At 72.3% G+C, this 21516-nt stretch carries 19 protein-coding genes; 11 read left to right on the top strand and 8 right to left on the bottom strand.

Annotated elements, in window-relative coordinates; translation table 11 throughout:
- Position 1: 1 nt before the first annotated feature.
- From L615_RS15605 to L615_RS15580, 6 genes are all read left to right on the top strand, one after another.
- Positions 2 to 1012, top strand: a complete 1011-nt coding sequence (locus tag L615_RS15605) for an MCE family protein (RefSeq protein WP_186449890.1) — start codon at positions 2 to 4, stop codon at positions 1010 to 1012.
- The gene (locus L615_RS15600) at positions 1009 to 2151 is read left to right on the top strand and encodes an MCE family protein (protein WP_145725666.1); all 1143 of its coding nucleotides are present in this window, start codon (positions 1009 to 1011) and stop codon (positions 2149 to 2151) included. The genes L615_RS15605 and L615_RS15600 overlap by 4 nt, the downstream gene beginning before the upstream one ends.
- Positions 2148 to 3392 carry an MCE family protein gene (locus L615_RS15595; RefSeq protein WP_145725665.1) on the top strand — a complete coding sequence of 415 codons (1245 nt, stop codon included), beginning with the start codon at positions 2148 to 2150 and terminating at the stop codon, positions 3390 to 3392. The genes L615_RS15600 and L615_RS15595 overlap by 4 nt, the downstream gene beginning before the upstream one ends.
- Complete coding sequence (locus tag L615_RS15590) at positions 3389 to 4549, top strand: MCE family protein (protein WP_145725664.1); 1161 nt, start codon at positions 3389 to 3391, stop codon at positions 4547 to 4549. The genes L615_RS15595 and L615_RS15590 overlap by 4 nt, the downstream gene beginning before the upstream one ends.
- A 64-nt stretch (positions 4550 to 4613) precedes the next feature.
- Entirely contained in the window at positions 4614 to 5672 is a 1059-nt protein-coding gene (locus L615_RS15585) for an LLM class F420-dependent oxidoreductase (RefSeq protein WP_145725663.1), read from the top strand.
- A 164-nt stretch (positions 5673 to 5836) separates the two neighbouring features.
- The gene (locus L615_RS15580) at positions 5837 to 6832 is read left to right on the top strand and encodes an AMP-binding protein (RefSeq protein ID WP_145725662.1); all 996 of its coding nucleotides are present in this window, start codon (positions 5837 to 5839) and stop codon (positions 6830 to 6832) included.
- Here L615_RS15580 and L615_RS15575 read toward each other — a convergent pair.
- The 3 genes from L615_RS15575 to L615_RS24345 are packed head-to-tail and all read right to left on the bottom strand — an operon-like array spanning position 6829 to position 7994.
- Positions 6829 to 7125, bottom strand: a complete 297-nt coding sequence (locus tag L615_RS15575) for a response regulator transcription factor (RefSeq protein ID WP_145725661.1) — start codon at positions 7123 to 7125, stop codon at positions 6829 to 6831. The two genes, L615_RS15580 and L615_RS15575, sit on opposite strands and share 4 nt — an antisense overlap.
- Before the next feature lie 57 nt (positions 7126 to 7182).
- Complete coding sequence (locus L615_RS15570) at positions 7183 to 7827, bottom strand: TetR/AcrR family transcriptional regulator (RefSeq protein ID WP_145725660.1); 645 nt, start codon at positions 7825 to 7827, stop codon at positions 7183 to 7185.
- 41 nt (positions 7828 to 7868) lie between these two features.
- Positions 7869 to 7994 (bottom strand): hypothetical protein, encoded by a 126-nt coding sequence (locus tag L615_RS24345; protein ID WP_261376725.1) that lies wholly within the window; start codon positions 7992 to 7994, stop codon positions 7869 to 7871.
- Positions 7995 to 8103: 109 nt separating this feature from the next.
- Between L615_RS24345 and L615_RS15565 the strand changes: the two genes are divergently transcribed.
- Positions 8104 to 8829: an SDR family oxidoreductase gene (locus L615_RS15565; protein WP_145725659.1), complete on the top strand. Its 726-nt coding sequence runs from the start codon at positions 8104 to 8106 to the stop codon at positions 8827 to 8829.
- Between the two features lie 65 nt (positions 8830 to 8894).
- Positions 8895 to 9962, top strand: coding sequence for an LLM class F420-dependent oxidoreductase (locus L615_RS15560; protein WP_145725658.1), 1068 nt, complete (start codon positions 8895 to 8897; stop codon positions 9960 to 9962).
- An 87-nt stretch (positions 9963 to 10049) separates the two neighbouring features.
- On the opposite strand, the gene L615_RS15555 is transcribed toward L615_RS15560, so the two are convergent.
- Positions 10050 to 11489, bottom strand: a complete 1440-nt coding sequence (locus L615_RS15555) for a glyceraldehyde-3-phosphate dehydrogenase (protein ID WP_145725657.1) — start codon at positions 11487 to 11489, stop codon at positions 10050 to 10052.
- A gap of 124 nt (positions 11490 to 11613) precedes the next feature.
- Positions 11614 to 12111 carry a VOC family protein gene (locus L615_RS15550; protein ID WP_145725656.1) on the bottom strand — a complete coding sequence of 166 codons (498 nt, stop codon included), beginning with the start codon at positions 12109 to 12111 and terminating at the stop codon, positions 11614 to 11616.
- Positions 12112 to 12170: 59 nt separating this feature from the next.
- Between L615_RS15550 and L615_RS15545 the strand changes: the two genes are divergently transcribed.
- A complete protein-coding gene (locus tag L615_RS15545; RefSeq protein ID WP_145725655.1) occupies positions 12171 to 12635 on the top strand; it encodes a MarR family winged helix-turn-helix transcriptional regulator in 465 nt (154 codons plus the stop codon).
- 159 nt (positions 12636 to 12794) lie between these two features.
- Here L615_RS15545 and L615_RS15540 read toward each other — a convergent pair whose 3' ends face one another.
- Both L615_RS15540 and L615_RS15535 read right to left on the bottom strand, forming a co-directional pair.
- Positions 12795 to 14336: an FAD-dependent oxidoreductase gene (locus L615_RS15540; protein WP_145725654.1), complete on the bottom strand. Its 1542-nt coding sequence runs from the start codon at positions 14334 to 14336 to the stop codon at positions 12795 to 12797.
- A 38-nt stretch (positions 14337 to 14374) separates the two neighbouring features.
- Complete coding sequence (locus L615_RS15535) at positions 14375 to 15376, bottom strand: GTP-binding protein (protein ID WP_222430570.1); 1002 nt, start codon at positions 15374 to 15376, stop codon at positions 14375 to 14377.
- 29 nt (positions 15377 to 15405) lie between these two features.
- Between L615_RS15535 and L615_RS15530 the strand changes: the two genes are divergently transcribed.
- Positions 15406 to 16671 carry a YibE/F family protein gene (locus tag L615_RS15530; RefSeq protein ID WP_145725652.1) on the top strand — a complete coding sequence of 422 codons (1266 nt, stop codon included), beginning with the start codon at positions 15406 to 15408 and terminating at the stop codon, positions 16669 to 16671.
- On the opposite strand, the gene eccCa is transcribed toward L615_RS15530, so the two are convergent.
- The gene (gene eccCa / locus L615_RS15525; protein WP_261376724.1) at positions 16663 to 20739 is read right to left on the bottom strand and encodes a type VII secretion protein EccCa; all 4077 of its coding nucleotides are present in this window, start codon (positions 20737 to 20739) and stop codon (positions 16663 to 16665) included. The genes L615_RS15530 and eccCa overlap by 9 nt on opposite strands.
- A gap of 186 nt (positions 20740 to 20925) precedes the next feature.
- Between eccCa and L615_RS15520 the strand changes: the two genes are divergently transcribed.
- On the top strand, positions 20926 to 21516 hold a 591-nt coding region (locus L615_RS15520; protein WP_222430569.1), incomplete at its 3' end, for a hypothetical protein.

Below are 21516 nucleotides of genomic sequence, written 5' to 3'. Positions count from 1 at the left end.
GATGTTCCGGGAACGCAACCCGTTGCCGCTGGGGATCATCGTGCTGGTGTGGCTCGCCGCCAGCATCCTGCTCGTCCTCAACATCAACGGCGTGGTGGGCATGTTCGGCCGCCAGTACACGGCTGTGCTGCCGGAGGCCGCCGGCCTCACCCAGGGCGCCCCGGTCCGGGTGAGCGGCATGACCGTCGGTCGCGTCGGGACCGTCGAGCTCGGGGACGAGGGCGTGGTGGTCCGCTTCTCCTTGACCAACGCCCACATCACGCTGGGCGACGAGACCACGGCAACCGTGAGCGTGGAGACCGTGCTCGGCGACAAGGCACTCGTGCTCGAGTCCGCTGGGAACGGCGAGCTCGCGTCCGGTGCCCAGATCCCGCTCGAGCGCACCACGGCGCCGTACGACGTCAACGAGGCGCTCGGCGACCTGCAGCGTGAGACCGAGGCGATCGACGTCCGGGCGGTGGCCAAGGCGATGGACACGGTCAGCGAGACCCTCGAGGGTGTCACCCCCGCGTTCAGCCAGGCGGTGAACGGTGTGAGCCGCCTGTCCCAGACCGTCAGCAGTCGTGACGCGGCGTTGCAGAGCCTGCTGCGCAACGCGAGCTCCTTCAGCAAGGTGCTCGCCGGCCGGAGCGACGACCTCACCGCGATCATGAAGGACGGCAGCAAGCTGTTCACCGCTTTGACCGAGCGCCGCCGCGACATCAAGGCGCTGCTCACCAACGTCACCACGATGTCCCAGGAGCTGCGCGGCCTGGTGAAGGACAACGAACAGATCATCGGTCCTGCCCTCGAACAGCTGAACAAGGTGGTCGCCGTGCTCCAGGAGAACGAGCAGAACATCACGAAGATCCTGACCGGGCTCTCGACCTACGTCACCGGCATGGGTGAGGTGGTCGCGGGGGGGCCGTTCTTCAACGCCACGCTACAGAACCTGTTGCCGGGCAACCTGCTCCAGCCTGATCTCTCGGCGCTGGGGTTCAAGGACCCGATGCTCGAGGGGGCCGGGCGATGAAGGACCGGTTCAAGGGCATCAACCAGCGCTGGACGCGGGTCGCCGTCGCCGCCGCCGTGGTGGTCGGGGCCCTCGGTGCCCTCGGCATGCGTGGGGGTGAACAGACGAACGTGACGGTCTGGTTCGAGCGAACCGACGCCATCTATGCCGGGGACGAGGTCCGGGTCCTCGGTGTCCCGGTCGGCAGGGTCGACGAGATCAAGCCGATGGACGGCAAGGTCCGGGTCAAGCTCCACGTCGACGGTGACGTGAAGATCCCCGCTGACGCCAAGGCGGCGCTGGTTGCTCCGTCGCTGGTGAGCAGCCGCTACATCCAGCTCGCGCCCCGCTACGACGGGGGAGAGGTGTTGGCCGACGGCGCGGAGATCCCGATCGAGCGGTCCGTCGTGCCGGTCGAGTGGGACGAGATCAAGGAGCAGGTCAACGATCTGGTCGAGGCGCTCGGGCCGCGGGGGGCGAACAAGAACGGCGCCCTCTCGGAGTTCATCGACACCGGTGCCGACCTGCTCGAGGGCCAGGGGCAGAAGATCAACCAGACGATCGCCGACATGGCGGAGGCGATCCAGGTCTTCGACCGGGGCAGCGACGACTTCTTCTCCCTGGTCAAGAACCTCGAGGTCTTCGTCAAGGCACTGGCCAGCAGCGACGAGCAGATGAAGCTGTTCATCCGCAACCTCGACGCGGTCTCGGAGGTGCTCAGCCAGGAACGCAAGCAGATCCGCCCCGCGCTGGCCCAGCTCGACGACGCGGTCAAGGACGTCGAGCGGTTCGTCGGCGCCAACCGCGGCACCCTGGACGAGAGCATCACCCGGCTCACCGACGTGATGAGCGTAGTGAACAAGCAGCAGGTCTCGCTCGCCCAGATCCTGCACGTCGCTCCGAACGCGCTGGAGAACATCACCGAGGCCTACCACAAGCGGCAGAACGCCATCGGCGTGAACCTCGGCGCCCCTGCGGTCCTCGCTCCCGGCCAGCTGATCTGCGGCGGCATCGGCGGCGTGATCGGCGGCAAGGAGAAGGAGACGCAGGAGGCGTGCAACAAGCTGATCGGAGGCCTGCTGGACGACGTGGCCTCGACGCCGGAGGTCCGCAAGGTGCTCGACACGCTGCTCGTGCTGCTCGCCGGAGGTGCGTCGTGAGGCGCGCCCGCGTCGGGATGGCGCTCCTCGGTGCGGCATTTGCGCTCTCCAGCTGTCGGTTCGACGGCATCGACTCGTTGCAGCTGCCCGGCGGCAAGGGGACCGGGGACGACGCCATGGTCGTGGTCGCGGAGATCCCGGACGTCGGCACCTTGACCACCAACGCCCAGGTCAAGGTCGACGACATCGCGGTCGGCACGGTCACCAAGGTCGAGGTGAGAGACTGGCACGCCGAGCTCACGATGAGCATCGAACCGGACGTCGAGCTCCCTGCGAACGCGATCGCCCGGATCGGGCTGAACTCATTGCTGGGATCGGCGTTCGTGGAGCTGGCGGAGCCCGCCCGCGCGGAGGGCCGGCTGGGCGACGGCGATCGGATCCCGCTGGAGCGCGGCTTCGCCAATGCCTCGACGGAGCAGGTGATGTCGTCTGCGTCCCTCGCGCTCAACGGCGGAGGACTTGAGCAGGTCGCCACGATCACCAGCGAGCTGAACCGGGTCGTGGGGGGCAGTGATCGCGCGATCGCGGACCTGCTGCCCCGTCTGGACTCGTTCCTCACGGCCCTCGACGACCAGACCGGGGACATCCTGAGCTCGGTGCGCAGCCTCTCGAAGGTGTCGAAGCGCTTTGCGGACAGTCGCAGCGTCATCACCCAGGCGCTCGACGAGGCCGGTCCGGCTCTGGAGGTGCTCTCCAAGCACCGCCCCGCCCTGATCAAGGCACTCAAGCAGCTGACCCGGCTCAGCGCCGTCGCGACGCCCTTCGTGGAGCAGGCGCGGGAGGACCTGGTCGCTGACCTGCGGAACCTCGCACCCGTGCTGTCCTCCGTGGCTGAGTCGGGCGACATCGCGGCCTCGGCGCTGAGCCATGCGATCACGTTCCCGTTCGCGCCAGAGACCGTCAACGACGCGTGCCTGGGCGACTACTGCAACATCATGATCACCGTCGACCTCACCACGAAGTCTCTCGTCAACGGGATCGTTCGCCCGGACGGCTCCATCGGCGTCCCGGGCCTTCCCCTGCTGCCGGACGTCGGGAAGCTGTTCAGCCAGGCGCTCGGCGGCCTGCTGGGCCCGCTCGACCCGGCCGCGCGGACGCAGCAGGCGACGGCGAAGAACGCGGCCCCCGCCACCGGAGCCACTGGTGCCGGCGGTGCGACGGAGAAGAAGGCCACACCGGCACCGGGCGTGACGCTCGGATCGCTGCTGGAGGCCCTGGGGCTGGGGAGGAGCGCGCGATGATGAAGGGCGCTGCACCGATCATCAAGAAGCAGCTCGTCGCGATGGGCATTGCATCAGTCCTCGCGACGGTGCTCCTCGCGATGACCTTCCTGAAGGTGCCCGAGCACCTGGGTATCGGCCGCCACGAGGTGACGGTCGACTTCGCGCAGGCTGCCGGCCTGTACCCCGGCGCAGAGGTCGTCTACCTCGGTCACCCGGTGGGCAAGGTCCTTGGGCTCGAGATCACCGACGAGGGGAACCGGGTCACCCTCAGTCTCGAGAACGACACCGAGGTCCCGGGCTCGGTGCGCGCTGACATCCGCAGCCGCTCCGCGATCGGCGAGCAGTACATCACCCTGGTGCCGGTCGAGGGTGCCGACGGTCCCGTGCTGGCCGACGGTGACCACATCCCGATGGAGCGCAGCACGTTCCCGGTCGAGATCGGTCCGGTGCTGGACAACGCGCAGGCGCTGGTCTCCAGCATCGACGAGGACGCCCTGGACCGGTTCGTGGGCGAGGCGGGCACGGCGTTCGACGGCCGAGCGAACGACCTGCAGGACATCCTCGACAGCGGCACGGCCCTGATCGAGAAGGCAGACGAGAACTTCGAGCCGACCGCGTCGCTCCTCCGTGAGGCCGGCCCGGTGCTGAACAGCATCAACGAGGAGAGCGAGGCGATCCGCGGACTGTCGACGAACCTGGCCCGCTTCACCGCCTCCCTCAGCGAGGCCGACCCCCAGCTGCGTGCCCTGATCGCGCAGGGGCCGGGTTTCGCCACCCAGACCCGGGCGCTCTTCGAGGACCTGTCGGACTCCGTCCCGCCGTTCCTCAAGCAGACGACGCCCGTACTACGGACCCTGAGCGTCTTCGACGCCCACATCGCCTCGGTGTTGAGCGACATGCCGTTGGCCAGCGCCGCGCTGCAGTCGGTGACCGCGGAGAACCGGGACACCAACCACCTCCGCCTGACCCTGGCCAACGTCCTGAAGCCGACCGACTGCACGGAGGGATACCTGCCGGCGAACCAGTGGTCCTCCGTCTACGAGCAGGCGCCCGAGACGACACCTCTGGTCTACTGCAAGGCCCCGAAGAGCGACTCCCGTGCCGTTCGTGGCGCCCGTAACATCCCCTGCGTCAACAACCCCTCGCGGCGCGAGGGGGAGTTCGTCAACTGCTGATCGCTCGGCGCCGCGCGAGCCAGGCGACCCGTACCGCACCACCGACAGAAGGAACAGAACACCGATGCGCCTCGGAATGATCATCGACTACTCCGGCGGCTTCGCCGAGACCGTCGAGCTGCTGCAGGAGTATGAGCGCAACGGTCTCGATCTCGTCGCCGTCGCCGAGGCGTACTCCTTCGACGCCGTCAGTCAGCTCGGCTACATCGCCGCGAAGACCGAGAAGCTGCAGCTGATGTCCGGCATCTTCCAGATCTACAGCCGCACTCCTTCGCTGACCGCGATGACCGCGGCCGGGCTCGACTTCGTCTCCGACGGCCGGTTCAACCTGGGCATCGGCGCCTCCGGCCCGCAGGTCATCGAGGGCTTCCACGGGGTCAAGTACGACGCCCCGCTGGGCCGTACCCGCGAGGTGATCGAGATCTGCCGCCAGGTCTGGCGGCGCCAGCCCGTCGAGTTCGAGGGCAAGCACTACAAGGTCCCGCTCACCAAGGAGCACGGSGGGTCGGGTCTGGGCAAGCCGCTGAAGATCATCAACCACCCGGTGCGCTCCGAGATTCCGATCTCCGTCGCGGCCCTGGGCCCGAAGAACGTCGAGCTCGTCGCCGAGCTCGCCAACGGCTGGCAGCCGCTGTTCTTCCACCCGGGCCAGGCCCAGCAGGCCTGGGGGGAGCCGCTCGCGGCCGGCCTCGCCAAGCGCGACCCCGTCCTGGGCGAGCTCGACATCCAGCTGCAGGTGCAGTTCCACCTCGGCGAGCCAACGCCGGAGGCCAACGCCACCATCCGCAACCAGCTCGCGCTCTACATCGGTGGCATGGGCGCGCGGGACAAGAACTTCTACAACCAGCTTGCCTGCCGCTACGGCTACGAGGCCGAGGCCAAGGAGATCCAGGACCTCTACCTCTCCGGCAAGAAGGCAGAGGCGGCGACCGCAGTCCCGCAGGAGCTCGTGGACGCGGTCACGCTGATGGGCGACGAGGACTCGATCCGCCGCCAGCTCGTGGAGTTCCACGACGCAGGCATCCGCACGCTGCTGCTCAACCCGCTCGCCGCCACCCCGGAGGAGCGGGCCGCGCAGGTCGGTCGACTGTCGAAGTTGATCGCCGAGGTCCGTTCCGCCTGAGGCGCTCGACGGCACACCCTTGCTGATCGCGGCCGCGGTCACCGGTTCCCGGTGGCAGCGGCCGGTGCGTTGCGTGGGGCGCTCATACGTACGCACGTAGGTATTCGCCCCGATCCCCGGCGCCGTGGACCAACGAGACGATCGAGCACGGACAGGAGGACGCCGTGACCATCAGCGAGGCCGACGTCGCCGCGATGCGCGGTCACGCGCTGCTGGGCGCCGACGGCGACCCCGTCCTCGACCACGTCACGCTGACAGGTCGCTCCATCCTGCTCGCCTCGGTGCTGGCAGGCCACGGCCTGCGGAGGGGCGACCTGGTCGCGCTGCTGGCGGACCAGTCCGTGCTCGTGCACGAGTTCCTCGTCGGCATACGACGTGCGGGCCTGGTGCTGATGGTCGTCGATCCCACGCACTCGCTGGAGCAGAACGCCTTCGCGATCAACACCGCGGGGGCCTGGGTCCTGGTCGCGGGGACCGCGCACGGCGAGCGCGCCCGCGCCCTGGTCCCGCTCACGCCGTACATCACGGCGCGCTACGGCCTCGACGGCGAGCTTCCCGAGCACCGTGCGCTCCCGGTGGCGCGCTCAGCGGCGCCGGTCCGGCTCACCGAGGCGGGCCCGGCCGGCACCCTGCACCACGTGATCGGGATGTCCGGCCGCCCGCTGGTGCTGGCCCTGCCCGACGCCGTGACCGACGACCAGGGCGGCGCCCACGTCCGCGAGCTCCTCGGCGACCTCGTCCCCGACAACAGCACCGTGCTGGCCAGCTCCTCGCCCGCGCTGTCGCCCGTCGCGGCGCTGCTCGGGACGGCGGTGCTCGCTGCCGGGGGAGCGGTGACGGTGCCGCGACGCCCGACCGGCGTGGAGCTGCTGCGCACCGCCTTCGGCGTCGACGCGACGGTGCTGTACCTGACGGCCGCGGTCGCCGCCGAGGTGGCCGACCTGCCGCAGGACCGGGCACGCCGGTTGACGCCGGCCGGACTCGACGTCGCAGTTGTGGAAGGCGACGGCCTCGACGCCGACGCTCGGGCGAGCCTGGAGCGGCTGTGGGGAGGCGCGGCGCGGATCGTCGAGCCGGCGTACCTCGACCCGGCGACCCTCGAGCTCGCTGTCATCGGCGCCGGGATCGCCCCGGCCGTCGCTGAGGCGAGCAGCAGCTAGCCGGACGCGGAGGCGGGCGGTTCCGCGGCGGCCCGCTCGGTGACCCAGGCCGAGATCTGGCCGCGGTTGGTGGAGCCGAGCTTGGGCAGGATGTGCTCGACGTGCGTCTCCGCGGTGCGCTTGGAGATCACGAGGGTGTCGGCGATCTCCTTGTTCGTGGCACCGGTCGCGACGAGGCCCGCGATCTGGCGCTCACGCGGCGTCAGCGCGCCGACCGTGCTGGAGCGTGGTCCCCGACGGGTCGGCGCTGTCCGAGCCGGACGGGCGCCGGCCTCGTCGAGCGCGAGGTCCATCCAGGACGCTCTCGCTGCGACAGCGGTGAGGAAGAAAGCTGCGCGCCCGGTGCACCGTCACGTGGTTCGTAGTGCCGGTGCGTACAGCACGCGCCACAAGATCCGCGCATGAGAATCCACCATCGCGGTGAACTCCTCCTCGTCCGCCTCGGGGAGCCGGTTGTCGTACATGGTCACGGCCATCCAGGTGAGCCACGTGGCGGTCTCCGTCGGGTCCAGCTCCTCATCGATGAATCCCTGGGTCTGACCAGTGACGATGTGTCGCCTCAAACCCTCGACATTGGCGGCCATCAGTCGACGGATGGCTGGAGCCGCGGAGGGGTCGACGGCGGCGGCGCGGGAGGCGGCCGACATCATCGGCACGACTCGGCGGTAGTCGGCGATGACACGCTCTACGTTCGCGCGGAGCTCGTCGGGGCCGAATGGGGGCGCCAGCTGCCACAGCGCCTCGGCTGCCGCGCGGGACTCTGACGACAGTGCGGCGATCCATGCGCGGATGAGCGCAGCACGGTCCTCGAAGTAGACGTAGAACGTGGAGCGCGCTATTGCTGCCTCGGCGGTGAGCCTCTCGATCGTGAGCTCGGAGAAGTCCACGCCCTCATCCATCAGCCTTCTGGCCTCATCGAGAAGTTGACGCGTGAGTTCTGCCTTGCGGCGCGAGCGTCGCTCCGAGCCCTTGCTGGCCGGCCGTTCTTCGATCATCCGATGTCACCGCGGTCGACGCCGACCTCGACGACCGGCGTTCAGGACACAGCGCGAGGCAGCGGCGCCGAGGTCGCGCCGTAGCCGTCGGTCGCGAGGATCTCGTTGGCCGCGTTGAACCATCCCTCACGCAGCGCGTTGTTGCGTCGCACCTGGCGCTCGCTCATGGTCTGCTCCTCGGGACGGGCCCCTCGCGACGGTCCTCGCGTCGGGCTCCACGGGGCTCCACATGCTAGGGCCTGCCCGGAGTCACGGGATCCTTGGCAGGATGCGGGCATGCCGCTCACCATCGTCACCGGAGGCACCCGCGGGATCGGGGCGGCCGTCGCCGCCCGCCTGGCCGGGGCCGGGCACGACCTCGTCCTCGGCCACCGCGCAGACAGCGCCAGTGCCCGGGCGGTGGTGGCCTCGCTGGAGGCGAGCGGCGTGCGGTGCGCGGCGGTCGCGGGCGACGTCACGACGGACGCCGGCATCGACGCCCTCCTCGACGCGGCCGACCGGATGGGCGAGCTCACCGGCCTGGTCAACAACGCCGGCGCGACCTACCGGTTCGCCCCGCTGGTGGACACCCCTGCCGAGGAGGTGCGCCGCACGGTCGAGGTGAACCTGACCGCGCCGATGCTCGTCGCCCGCGCCGCCGTGGAGCGGATGGGAGCAGGCGGCGTGGTCGTCAACGTCACCTCCGGTGCCGCGACCCTCGGCTCGCCGGGGGAGTACGTCCACTACGCCGCGGCGAAGGCGGGCCTCGACCTGTTCACCCGCGGGCTGGGCCTCGAGGTCGCCGGCCGCGGCATCCGCGTCGTGGCGGTCGCGCCCGGGCTCGTCGAGACCGAGCTGCACGCCACCACCGGCGACCCCGGGCGGCTCCCCCGGATGGCGCCGCAGGTGCCGCTGGGCCGGGCGGGGCAGCCGGAGGAGATCGCCGAGGCGGTGGCGTGGCTGATGAGCGACGCGGCGTCGTACGTCACCGCGACGACGCTGCGCGTGGCCGGCGGACGCTGACCGGACCGGCGCCGCTGCTGCGGCAGGATGGTCCGGCACTGCCCCCGACCGACAGGAGCGCGGCCATGCGCCTGGGAATGATCATCGACTACGCGGGAGGGTTCGCCGAGACCGTCGAGCTGCTGCAGGAGTACGAGCGCAACGGCCTCGAGCTGGTCGCCATCCCGGAGGCCTACTCCTTCGACGCCGTCAGCCAGCTCGGCTACATCGCCGCGCGCACCGAGCGGCTGGAGCTGATGTCGGCGATCCTGCAGGTCTACACCCGCACCCCGTCGCTGACCGCGATGACCGCGGCCGGCATCGACTACGTCTCCGGTGGCCGGTTCACCCTCGGCCTGGGCGCGTCCGGCCCGCAGGTGGTCGAGGGCTTCCACGGCGTGCGGTACGACGCCCCGCTGGGTCGCACCCGCGAGGTGATCGAGGTCTGCCGTCAGGTGTGGCAGCGCGAGCCGGTGCAGTACCGCGGCAAGCACTACACGATCCCCCTCACGAAGGAGGACGGTGGGTCGGGCCTCGGCAAGCCGCTCAAGATCATCAACCACCCGCTGCGCAGCGACATCCCGATCTCGGTCGCCGCGCTGGGGCCGAGGAACGTGGCGCTCGTGGCGGAGCTCGCCAACGGGTGGCAGCCGCTGTTCTTCCACCCGCACAAGGCGCAGCAGGCGTGGGGCGAGTCGCTCGAGGAGGGCTTCAGCCGCCGCGACCCGGCGCTGGGCGAGCTCGACATCCAGCTCCAGATCGCCTTCCAGCTGGGCGAGACCACGCCGGAGGCGCTGCAGGCGATCCGCAACCAGCTGGCGCTCTACATCGGCGGCATGGGCGCACGGGACAAGAACTTCTACAACCAGCTCGCCCGCCGCTACGGCTACGAGGCCGAGGCCGCGGAGATCCAGGACCTCTACCTCGCCGGTCGCAAGGCGGACGCGGCGGCGGCCGTACCGGACGAGCTGGTGGACGCCGTCAGCCNCGCCGTCAGCCTGCTCGGCGACGAGGACGCGGTGCGACGGCACGTGGCCGACCTGCACGCGGCCGGCGTGCGCACGCTGCTGCTCAACCCGCTGGCGGCCACCGACGAGGAGAAGGTCGCTCAGGTGCGCCGGCTCTCCGAGATCGTCGCCGAGGCGGGGGGCTGACCGGACCCTCCGGACGGGTGACAGCGCCCCGGAAGACGCACTGACCCCGGGCCGTCCGGCCCGGGGTCAGCTCACGTCAGCAGGCGCTCAGGCCCGCGGGAAGGTCGGGTACTCGACGCCCGAGATGTACTGCACGGTGCGCAGCACCTGGCAGGAGTAGCCGAACTCGTTGTCGTACCAGACGTAGAGGATCGCGCTGTCGCCGTCGACGATCGAGGCGTTGCCGTCGACGATCGAGGCCGCACGAGCGCCGATGAAGTCGGTCGACACGGCGTCGGTGGCGACGGTGTAGTCGAGGTTGCGGGCCATCGGACCGACCAGCGAGGTCTGGCGCAGGTGGGCGTTGACCTCCTCGCGGGTGGTCTCGCGCTTGAGCTGCAGGCTCAGGATCGCGATCGACACGTCCGGGGTGGGGACGCGGATCGAGTTGCCGGTGATCTTGGCGTCGAGGTCCGGGAGGACCTTGGCGACGGCCGAGGCGGCGCCGGTCTCGGTGATGACGAGGTTGAGCGGCGCGGAGCGGCCGCGGCGGTCGGCCTTGTGGTAGTTGTCCAGCAGGTTCTGGTCGTTGGTGAACGAGTGGACCGTCTCCACGTGGCCGCGGGTGATGCCGAACTCGTCGTCCATCGCCTTGAGCGGCGGGACGATCGCGTTGGTGGTGCAGGACGCGCACGACAGCACGCGCTCGTCGAGGTCGACGCCGAGGTGGTTGACGCCGTGCACGATGTTCGGGACGTCGCCCTTGCCCGGCGCGGTCAGCAGCACCTTGGCGATGCCCGGGCGCAGGTGCTGCGAGAGGCCCTCGCGGTCGCGCCAGATGCCGGTGTTGTCGATGAGGATGGCGTCCTTGATGCCGTACTCGGTGTAGTCGACCTCGCTCGGCGCGTTCGAGTAGATCACCTGGATCACGTTGCCGTTGGCGATGATCTGGTTCTTCTCCTCGTCCACCGTGATCGAGCCCTTGAAGGCCCCGTGGATCGAGTCGCGGCGCAGCAGCGAGGCGCGCTTCTTGAGGTCGTCGCCCTTGCCCTTGCGGACGACGACGGCGCGCAGGCGCAGGCCGTTGCCGGAGCCGGACTTCTCGACGAGCAGGCGGGCGACGAGGCGGCCGATGCGGCCGAAGCCGTAGAGGACGACGTCCTGCGAGCCGGGCGCGGAGGGCTTGTTCTCACCGGTCGCGTCGGCCAGGGCCTGCGCGGTGAACTCGGCGACGGAGGAGCCCTCGCCCGAGGAGCGGTAGGCGCGCACCAGCAGCGCGAGGTCGATCTTCGAGGCGCCCAGTTCGAGGTCGGCGATCGCCTCGAGGAAGGGGAAGGTGTCGGTGACCGACAGCTCGACGCCGTCGATCTGGCGCGCGTAGCGGTGGGTCTTGAGGATGTCGATGACCGACTTGTTCACCAGCGAGCGGCTGTGGAGCAGGATCGTGACGTCCTTCTCGCGGTGCAGCTTGCCGACGACCGGGATCATCGCCTCCGCGAGCTCCTCGTGGTGCTTCCAGCGGTCGAACTTCTCCTCGATGACGCTCACGCAAATCCCCTACTAGCAGTCGACAGGCCGCGGTGATCGTAGGCCGGTCCACGGGTGGGGTGACCAATCCACCCGCGTTCTTGGACGAGTGGGGTTGGTCACACGGCGCGACGCCGTGGCCGGGTCAGAGGACCTTGGTGCCGTACATCTCGCCGAGCGGGTCGGCGAGCAGCTCGAGCCGCTCGCCGTCGGGGCCGGCGAAGTAGAGCGACACCTTCGACTCGAGGTGGTAGTCGACACCGGCGTCGTCGAGCCTGGCCCGCAGGTGGTCCCACTTCTCCCGGGTGACCGAGATGGCGATGTGGTGGTGCCCGCCCAGGACCTCCCGGTAGGGCCCGAGGTCGAGGCCGGGCAGGGTGAAGAAGGCGAGCAGGTTGCCCACGCCGACGTCGAAGAAGAAGTGGTCGGAGCCGGCGTAGTCGCGGTTCTCGAAGATCTCGGTCAGCGGGAACTCCAGCAGGCCCTGGTAGAACTCGATGGTCCGTCGTACGTCCGACGACAGCAGCGCCGCGTGGTGGATCCCCCGGGCGCTGCTCTCCGGCCGCTCGCCCTCGGGGGCGAGGTACTCCCGCTTGATCCGCTCGCGGTCCTTCGTGATCGCGTCGAGGTCGATGGTTGCCATGTCAACAACCCTCCTCCGAGGTCGTGGATGTGTCAACATCCTCCGCTAGAATCGCCCGGATGGGTACGTCGAACTGGCTGGACGACAACCAGCAGCGCACGTGGCGCAGCTGGCTCGACCTCCACGCCCAGCTCAACGCCCGGATCAACCGCCAGCTCCAGGCCGCGACCGGCCTCTCGCTGTCCGACTACGCGATCCTCGTCGAGCTCACCTCCGAGGAGGCCGAGGGCTCGCTGCGGATGTTCGAGCTCGGCGAGCGGCTGCAGTGGGAGAAGAGCCGGGTGTCCAAGCAGGTCTCCCGGATGGAGGCCCGCAACCTCGTCGTGCGCCGCCACTGCGCCGACGACCGCCGCGGCGCCTTCGTCGACCTGACGCCCGAGGGGCGCGTCGCGATCGAGGCGGCTGCGCCCGGGCACGTCGAGCTCGTGCGGGAGCTCTTCTTCGCCGGGCTCAGCGACGAGCAGGTGCGCCAGCTCGGTGACTTCGCCGAGGGCGTGCTCGCCCGGCTCGCCGCGACCGACTGACCGACTGACCGACTGCCCGACTGACCGACTGACTGACCGACTGACCGTCGTACCGCGGTGCCCGCGTCGCGAGCCTGGTGACTTCTTCTTGCGCTTCGTGGCCGTTGCAAGCGTCGACAAGCGCAGGAATCCCCGGCTGAGCGGGGATTCCTGCACCGCTCAGCCCGCCATGTCCTCCACCGCCAGCGACGCGAACACCATCGCCGCGCCGAGCGGGGCGCCGGGGCCGGGGTAGGCGGAGCCGAACACGGACGCCGTGGAGTTGCTCGCGGCGTACAGGCCCGGAATCGGGTCGCCGGCGGTGTCGAGCACGCGACCGGCGGCGTCGGTGATCAGGCCGCCCTTGGTGCCGAGGTCGGAGAGCACGAAGGTCGCGGCGTAGAAGGGCGGCTGGTCGAGCGGGACCAGTGCCTTGTTGGGGCTGCCGGCGGAGGCGAAGAAGGTGTCGTACTCGTCCTCGCCGCGGCCGAAGTCCTCGTCGACGCCGCGCTCGGCGGAGGCGTTGAAGCGCTCGACGGTGGCGGCGAGCACGTCCGGGTCGAGGCCGGTCGGCCCGGCCAGTCCCTCGACGGTGTCGGCCTGCTTCCACGTGCCGGCGGCGAGGTGCTCGGCCGGGTCGCCCTCGGGCATCGCGATCGCGGGGAGACGGCCGCCCTCCCGGGAGTCGAAGAGGAACCACGACGGCGTGCGCTCCGGCGCGGCTGCCATCGCCCGGCCGAAGCGGTCGTAGGGCAGGCACTCGTTGGCGTAGCGGCGCCCGGCCTGGTCGACCATGAGGCCGCTGCGGAAGCCGAGGGTGAAGGTCCCGCTGCCGTCGGGCTGCAGCAGGCCGGGGCAGAACCAGCCCTCGCCCGACCAGTCGGTCGCCGCGCCGACCGCGGCGGCCGCGTCGATGACCTCGCCGGTGTTGGTGCCCCGAGGCGCCATCGTCCACTCGGCCCGGCCGGGCGTGCCGTGCGCCGCGCGGCGCTCCGGGCTGCCCTCGAACCCGCCGGCCGCGACCAGCACGCCGCGGGCCGCGCGCACCTCCACCGGCCCGTCGGGGCCGTCGGCGAGCACGGTCGTGAGCCGGCCGTCGTCGTCGCGCCGGAAGCCGGTGACGTGGTGGCGGGTGGCGATCGTGCCGCCGTCGCGCAGCAGCATCGCGGCCAGCCGGCCGATCAGTGCCTGCCCGCCCGACAGGGTGGACCGGCCGCGCTGCCCGGCCCGGTCGCGCTCGACCGGCGGGCGCAGCAGCTCGCCGACCCGCGGGTCGAGCTCGTCGCGGCGGATCGCCGACGGCTGGACGGAGCGGCCCATCGGGACCCGCCCCGGCGCGTCGTAGTACTCCGAGAACGGGATCCACTCGAAGGCCATGAGCGTGTCCGCCTCGAGCGCCGCGACCAGCCGCGGAGCCTGGCGCAGCAGCGCCTCCACCCGCTCCTGGTCGGGCTTGTCGAGGACCGCCTCCAGGTACGCGCGGGCGCCCTCGGTCGAGTCCGGCAGGCCGGCCCGCTGCTGCACGTCGGTGCCCGGCAACCAGCACGCGCCGCCGGAGTAGGCCGACGTGCCGCCGATCAGCGGCGTGCGCTCGAGCACCAGGGTCCGCAGCCCGGCCCGCGCGGCCAGCGCCGCGCCGGTCATGGCCCCGCCGCCGGAGCCGACCACGACGACGTCGTACTCGGGCAGGAGGGGGGTGGTCGCGGCCGCGGTCTCGCTCATGGCCGAACGATAACGTGTTCTAGTTCTGCCGAGGAGGGTCAGCGGGCGAGCAGGCGCAGCCGGCGCAGGCCGGACGGGTCGGGGCCGTCGGCCGGGCGCAGCGCCCCCTCCAGCGCGGGTACGACGACCGCCGGGTCGAGGTCGAGCCCGATGGCCACGAGCGTGCTGGTGGCCGGGGGCGGGCACGGCGCGACGTCGACCTGCCGCCCGACGACGTGCACCACGAACCCGCGCCGGCGCCCACCGTCGTGGACCGCGACCCTGCCCTTCACCCGGTAGGCGCCAGCGGGCGGGTTCGCGAGCAGGTCGACCAGCGGCGCCGGCTCGACCGGACCGGCCACCGAGGCGTCGGCGGACGCGGCGTGCACGTGGCCCTCCGCTGCGGGGCGCTCGGCGCGCAGCAGTGCGGCGATCGGCAGCTCGTCCTCGGGCTCCTCGAGCGAGGCGACGTCGTACACGAGCGCGGGGTCCACCTTCCCGCCCGTGGTGCGCACGACGTGCGCGCCGGGGTTGATCTCCCGCACCCGGCCCTCGATCCGCTGCAACGTGGCCTCGTCGACGAGGTCGCACTTGTTCAGCACGACCAGGGTCGCGACCGCGAAGCGGGCCGGCGGCATGCCACCCCCGTCGACGGTGTCGAAGTAGTGGGCCGCGTCCACGACGTCGACGACACCCCCGGGCCGGACGTGGGCCGCGGTGCTGGCGCGGATCATCTGGGCGAGCGCGCCGGGCTCGGCGATCCCGCTGGCCTCGACCACGATGACGTCGAGGCCGCGCCGGGGCTGGGCCAGCTTCTCCAGCGCGTCGTCGAGGCCACCAGCGTCCTCGAGGCAGCACAGGCAGCCGCCGGCGATGGAGGCCGGCTCGTCGACCTGGCCGCTGACGAGCGCGGCGTCGACGTTGATCGCACCGAAGTCGTTGACCACCACGCCGACCCGGGCGCCGGGCTGGCGCAGCAGGTGGTTGAGCAGGGTCGTCTTGCCGGCGCCGAGGTGGCCGGTGAGGGCGACGACGGGGACGCGACGGGGCACGGGGCGCATCGTAGGTTCCGGCTGGGAGGCTGGTGCCCATGGGTCACGGACACTCCCACCGGGCGAGCAGCGGCGTCGACGACGAGATCCGGGTCGGCAGCACCGCCCGGATCGTGCTGCTGGCGGCGCTCGGCGTCTCGCTGCTGCTCACCCTGGTCGGCCTGGTCGTGTGGTTCCCGCCCGGGGACGCCGTCGAGCGCGCCGCGCGCGAGGGCGGGGAGGCGGCGCAGTTCGCCGCCCCGGGCGTCACCTTCCCGAGCGGCGAGATCACCTCCGTCGGCCCGCGCTGCCCCGGGCAGGGCCTGCCGGACGGGTCCGGGTGCAGCACCCTGCAGGTGCAGGTCGACGGCGAGGACGGCCCGGTCGAGGTCTCGGTCCCGCCGGAGGTGCTCGACTCCGGCCTCAGCGAGGGCGACACCGTCCAGCTGCTCCGCCGTCCGCCCGCCGCCGACGACACGAGCGGCGCGGCGTCGTACTCGTTCTTCGGGATCGACCGGGACGGCACGCTGCGCTGGCTCGCGGTGTTCTTCGTCGTGGTCGTGCTCGCGATCGCCCGCTGGCGCGGGCTGTTCTCGCTGCTCGGCCTCGCGTTCGGCGGCGCCGTGGTGTGGTGGTGGATGCTGCCCGCGCTGCTCGACGGCTCGCCCGGCGTCGGCGTCGCGCTGACCAGCGCGGCGGCGATCATGTTCGTCGTCCTCTACACGACCCACGGCTTCTCGCTGCGCACCAGCACGGCGCTCGCCGGCACGCTGGTCGGCATCGTGCTGACCGCCGGCCTGGGTGTGCTCGCGATCAGCGACGCGCACCTGACCGGCATCAGCGACGAGAGCGGCGCGATCATCGCGACCTTCGCCGCCCTCGACTTCCAGGCGCTGCTGGGCTGCGCGCTGGTCATCGCCGGCCTCGGCGTCCTCAACGACGTCACCATCACGCAGGCCTCGGCGGTGTGGGAGCTGCGGGCCGCGAGCCCCGGGGCCTCGCGGGCCGAGGTCTTCGCCAGCGCGATGCGCATCGGTCGCGACCACATCGCCTCGACGATCTACACGATCGTGTTCGCCTACGTCGGCACCGCGCTGATCCTGCTGATGCTGCTCAAGGTGTACGACCGGCCGCTGCTCGAGCTGCTCTCCACCGAGCAGCTCGCGGAGGAGGTCGTGCGCACCCTGGTCACCTCGATCGGCCTCGTGCTCGCCGTCCCGATCACCACGGGCCTGGCTGCCCTCGTCGCCGCGCCCCGCGGTGACGACGCTGGTGGGACCGCCGCGGCCACCACCGCGGACGACGCGACGAGCCGCTCAGAGTGAGGGGTCGGTCCACGCCAGCTGGACGACCTCGGTGCCCTGGTCGCGGGTGACCAGGCGGCCGCGGCCGGGCGGCGCCGGCTCCGGGCGCACGGTGCCGAGCAGCACGCCCTCGTCGCGGCTGCCGGACAGCACCAGGCCGGGCATCGCCAGGTCGCGCAGGGTCTGCACCACCGGTTCGTAGAGCGCCCGTGAGGCGCCGCCGGAGCGGCGGGCCACCACGAGGTGCAGCCCGACGTCGCGGGCCTGGGCCAGCAGCGGCTGCAGCAGCGCGACCGGCGAGCTCTGCTGGGTGGCGACCAGGTCGTAGTCGTCGACCACGACGAAGACCTCCGCGCCCGACCACCACGACCGGTTGCGCAGCTGGTCCGGCGTCACGTCCGGCCCGGGCAGGCGGTTGTGCAGGTAGGTCGCGAGGTCGTTCAGCGCCGGCTGCGCCTGGGTGGACGAGGTGAGGTAGTTGAGGAGGTACTCCTCCGGCACCTCGCCGAGCAGCGAGCGGCGGTAGTCGAGCAGCACCACCTGCGCCTCGGCCGGCGTGCGGGTGCGCATCACCTCGTGGCAGTAGGTGCGCAGGAAGGCGGACTTGCCCGAGCCCCCGTCGCCGAAGAGCAACAGGTGCGGCTCGGCGTCGACGTCGAGCGCGACCGGGGCCAGGTCCTTCTCGTCGACAGCCAGCAGCAGCGACTGCTCGGGCGGCGGACCGGCCAGTCGTCGTACGTCGTCGAGGGTGATGCGGTCCGGCAGCAGCCGCAGCTTCGGGCCCGCCGGACCGCGCCAGGCCCCCGCCACGGCGCCGACGAGCCGTTCCACGCCGTCGCCGAGCGTCTGCGCCGAGGAGTCGCCGTCGGTGCGCGGCAGCGCGGCGAGGAAGTGCAGCTTGCCGGGCACCAGCCCGCGCCCGGGGCGGTCGGCCGGCACCAGCGCCGCGACCTTCCTGTCGATCTCGGAGTCGATGGGGTCGCCGAGGCGCAGCTCGAGGCGGGTGCCGAGCAGGTCGCGCATCGCGGCGCGGAAGTCGGGCCAGCGGGTCGAGGCGGTGACGACGTGCAGGCCGAAGGTCAGGCCGCGCCCGGCGAGCTTCTGGATCTCGAGCTCGAGGTCGTCGAACTCCGCCCGCAGCGTGCTCCACCCGTCGACCACGAGGAACACGTCGCCGTACCCGTCGTCCGCGCGCCCCTGGGCGCGGCGCCTGCGGTAGGTCTCGATCGAGTCGATGCCGTGCTGGCGGAACCACGCCTCGCGCCGGTCGACGACGCCCTTGACCTCCGCGACGATGCGGCGCACCACCTCCGGCTCCGAGCGGGTGCCGACGCCGGCGACGTGCGGCAGGCCCGCCAGCGGTGCGAACGCGCCGCCTCCGAAGTCGAGGACGTAGAACTGCGACTCCAGCGGCGTCGTGGTCAGCGCGAGGCTGGTGACGATGGTGCGCAGCAGCGTGGACTTGCCGCTGCGCGGGCCGCCGACGACCGCGACGTGCCCGGCGGCGCCGCTGAGGTCGACGGTGAGCGTGTCGCGCCGCTGCTCGCGTGGTCGGTCGACCGTGCCGAGGGGGACGGTGAGGGTGCCGGCCTGCCGCCACCGCGCCGACACCAGGCCGAGGTCGCGGTGCGCGGCCAGGTCGGGCATGAGGGAGTCGAGGGTGTCCGGGGTGTCCAGGGGCGGGAGCCAGACCTGGTGGGCTGCCGGGCCGCGCCCGGCCATCCGGGCGACCGCGACGTCGAGCAGGGACGCGGACTCGTCCCCCGTCGGTGCTGCGACCTCCTCCGGCACCTCGTCCGCGCGGGGGTCGTCGAAGGCCTGCACCTCCGAGATGGTGAACGGCAGGATGCCGATGGCCCTCCCGCCCCCGTCGCGGGTGCCACGCCGGGGCCCGGTCTCCGGCGGTCCGGAGACGTAGGCCGCCTTGAACCGGGTCAGCGCGGTCGGGTCGGGCTTGAGGTAGCCCAGCCCGGGCACCGCCGGCAGCTCGTAGGCGTCGGGGACGCCGAGCACCGCGCGTGACTCCTGCGCGCTGAAGGTGCGCAGCCCGATCCGGTACGACAGGTGCGACTCGAGGCCGCGCAGCCGGCCCTCCTCGAGCCGCTGCGAGGCGAGCAGCAGGTGGAGACCCAGGGAGCGGCCGAGCCGGCCGATCGCGACGAAGAGGTCGATGAACTCGGGCTTCGCGGCGAGCATCTCGCTGAACTCGTCGACGACGATGAACAGCGAGGGCAGCGGTGCGAGTCCGGCCCCGGCAGGGTCGCCGGAGAGCCGGGCCTTCTCGTAGTCGCGGACCGAGGCGAAGTTGCCGGACCCACGGAGCAGCTCCTGGCGGCGCACCATCTCCCCGGACAGCGCGTCCTGCATGCGGTCGACGAGGGTCAGCTCCTGCGACAGGTTGGTGATCACCGCCGAGACGTGCGGCATCGCGGACATCCCGGCGAAGGTCGCGCCGCCCTTGAAGTCGACGAGCACCATGTTCAGCTGCTCGGGGGAGTGGGTCATCGCCAGGCCGAGCACGAGGGTGCGCAGCAGCTCGGACTTGCCGGACCCGGTCGCGCCGATGACCAGGCCGTGCGGTCCCATCCCCTGCTGGGCGGACTCCTTGATGTCGAGGTGGATCGGTGCCGCCGCGTCGCCGACACCGATCGGCACGCGCAGCCGGTCGCGGGCCGGGCGCGACCGCCAGGCGCTGGCCGGGTCGAAGGCGTGGACGTCGCCCAGGCCGAGCAGGTCCATGAAGTCGGTCGGCGCCGAGATGTCGGCGGCGTCGTCGCCGACGGCCGCGCCGCTGGTGGGGGTGAACAGCGGTGTCAACCGGCGGGCGAGCGCCTCCGCCGAGGCCAGGCCGCACTGGTCCCCGCGGGCCGGCACCGGCTCGCTGCGCACCCGGAGCGCGGTCAGCGGCACCCGGCCGTCCTCGGCGCTGCGGTCGTCGCGCCCGCCGAGCTCGAGCCGCAGCGCCGTGGGGTGCTCGAGCTCCCCCCAGCGTGCGGACAGGTCCAGGACGGTGACGCCGTGCAGGCCGTCCTCCGGGACCAGGTGGTTGCCGGGCGGCAGCTGTGCGCCGTCGGTGACCAGCAGGATGTGGGGGAGCGCGGCGCGCTCGTCGGTGCCGAACCGCGGCCGCTCGCCGAGGTCCGGCGGCAGCATCGCCGCGAGGTCGCCCAGCGACGTCGAGACCATCCGGGCCGGCCCGACCGCGTCGGTCTGGTGCCGGCTGTGGGCGTGCGGCAGCCACTTCACCCAGTCCCAGTGGGCCAGCGTCGCGTCGGTCGCGAGGACGGCGACGAGCAGGTTCTCCGGGGACTGGAAGGTCGTGGCCGAGGCGATCAGCGCCCGGGCCAGGCCGCGCGCCTCCTCCTCGCCGCCGCACACCTCGACCCGGTCGAAGGCGCGCAGGTCGACCGACGCGGGCAGGTCCGGCTGCGTCCGGTGCACGGCGAGCAGCCGGTGCAGGGCCGACGCGGAGGCGGGGTCGGCGTCGAGGGGGACGTCCCGGGGCGGCACCAGCTCGAGGGCGAGCGGCTGGGCGCACACGCCGTACCTCACCTCGAGGAAGGCGGGGTCGGCGGACGACCGCTCCCACACCCGCGAGCGGTCCTCGGCGAGGGCCGCCAGGGCGGTCGGCTCGGGGTGCGTCCAGGCCAGGGCGCTGCGCTGCTGCCCGGCGGCGGCGCGGGCCGCTTCGCGGACGGTGGACAGGTAGTGGAGGTACTCGGTGCGGGAGCCGGTCACCTGCTGGTGGCGCTGGCGGCGCTGCCGGTCGACCTGCACGAGGATGAAGCCGACCGTGGCGAGCAGGAACATGCCGGCCGCGACGAGGCGCAGCACCAGGCCCTGCCCCGTGCCGCCGACGCCCGCGACCAGCACGATCGCACCGAGGCTGCCGAGCATCGGGATCGCGTTCATGGCCATCCCGGCGGCGCCCTCGCCGGGCCGGACGCGCGGGGGTGGCTCGACCTGGAGCCGGCCCGAGGGGAGGTCCGGGCGCTCGCCACGACGGCCCCGCTGGGTCAGCGCACCGGCCGGGGCCGGGCGGTCCGCGCCCTCCGGGCTGCTGCCGGTCCTGTCCTGCGTCACGGTCACGCCGTGGTCCCCTGTCGTCGACGCCCGATCGTCGCGATGCGACGCCCACGATGATAGGCCGGTCGCCGGGCGGGTAGGTGGGGCCGCATGAGGTCGAGGACTACCCTGCGGGCACAGCCACCAATCCCGGGAGCCACGATGTCGCGTCCGTCGTCCCGGCCGTCCTCGGCTGGGACGGTCACCGCCGTGACCGTGCACGGACCGGGTGGGGTGCTCGACCTGACCGTTCCCGCCGGCGCGACCCTCGCCGACGTCGCCCGCGTGTACGCCGCCGAGGCGCACCTGCCGGCGCCGCTGCCGCTCGTCACGCCCACCGGTGCCCCGCTCCGGATGACCGACCGGGTCGGTGCAGCCGGCCTGCAGCCCGGTGCCCTGCTCGTCGCCGTCGAGCCCGCGGATCGTGCCGCGCCGCGCCGGACCGCGACCGCCACGGGCCGGCGCGACCCCGGGCTCGTGCCCGGCACGGGGCCGGCGGCGTGGCTCTGCGCCGCCGTCGCCGCCGCCCTCCTCGCCGGGCTGTGCACCGCGTCGTTGCCGGAGGACGAGCGCTGGCCCGGGGTCGTCGTGCTCGGGCTGGCTGCGCTCGCCGGCTGCCTCCCGTACGGCGCCCGCGCCGCCCAGCGCGTCGTGGCGGCCCCGGCCTTCGCGGCTGCCGCGACGCTCGCCGTGCTCTGGGACCCGCACCCCGGGCGGCTGCCGGTGGTGCTGGGCGCGGTCGGCCTCGCCGCCGCGGTCACGGCTTCCACGTCTGGCTGGTGGCCGGCACGGCCACCTTCG

The sequence above is a fragment of the Nocardioides sp. J9 genome, from assembly GCF_007829375.1.
Lineage (GTDB): Bacteria > Actinomycetota > Actinomycetes > Propionibacteriales > Nocardioidaceae > Nocardioides.
The sequence above is the reverse complement of the archived record's forward strand: the minus strand, read 5'-3'. Positions and strand labels throughout refer to the sequence as shown.

What these genes read in the sequence shown, in the direction of transcription:
- L615_RS15550 (WP_145725656.1), bottom strand. Translation starts at nt 12,111, where the DNA reads ATGGCAACCATCGACCTCGACGCGATCACGAAGGACCGCGAGCGGATC.
- L615_RS15590 (WP_145725664.1), top strand. Translation starts at nt 3,389, where the DNA reads ATGATGAAGGGCGCTGCACCGATCATCAAGAAGCAGCTCGTCGCGATG.
- L615_RS15535 (WP_222430570.1), bottom strand. Translation starts at nt 15,376, where the DNA reads ATGCGCCCCGTGCCCCGTCGCGTCCCCGTCGTCGCCCTCACCGGCCAC.
- L615_RS15565 (WP_145725659.1), top strand. Translation starts at nt 8,104, where the DNA reads ATGCCGCTCACCATCGTCACCGGAGGCACCCGCGGGATCGGGGCGGCC.
- L615_RS15605 (WP_186449890.1), top strand. Translation starts at nt 2, where the DNA reads ATGTTCCGGGAACGCAACCCGTTGCCGCTGGGGATCATCGTGCTGGTG.
- L615_RS15570 (WP_145725660.1), bottom strand. Translation starts at nt 7,827, where the DNA reads ATGATCGAAGAACGGCCGGCCAGCAAGGGCTCGGAGCGACGCTCGCGC.
- L615_RS15600 (WP_145725666.1), top strand. Translation starts at nt 1,009, where the DNA reads ATGAAGGACCGGTTCAAGGGCATCAACCAGCGCTGGACGCGGGTCGCC.
- L615_RS15575 (WP_145725661.1), bottom strand. Translation starts at nt 7,125, where the DNA reads ATGGACCTCGCGCTCGACGAGGCCGGCGCCCGTCCGGCTCGGACAGCG.
- L615_RS15540 (WP_145725654.1), bottom strand. Translation starts at nt 14,336, where the DNA reads ATGAGCGAGACCGCGGCCGCGACCACCCCCCTCCTGCCCGAGTACGAC.
- L615_RS15530 (WP_145725652.1), top strand. Translation starts at nt 15,406, where the DNA reads ATGGGTCACGGACACTCCCACCGGGCGAGCAGCGGCGTCGACGACGAG.
- L615_RS15545 (WP_145725655.1), top strand. Translation starts at nt 12,171, where the DNA reads ATGGGTACGTCGAACTGGCTGGACGACAACCAGCAGCGCACGTGGCGC.
- L615_RS24345 (WP_261376725.1), bottom strand. Translation starts at nt 7,994, where the DNA reads ATGAGCGAGCGCCAGGTGCGACGCAACAACGCGCTGCGTGAGGGATGG.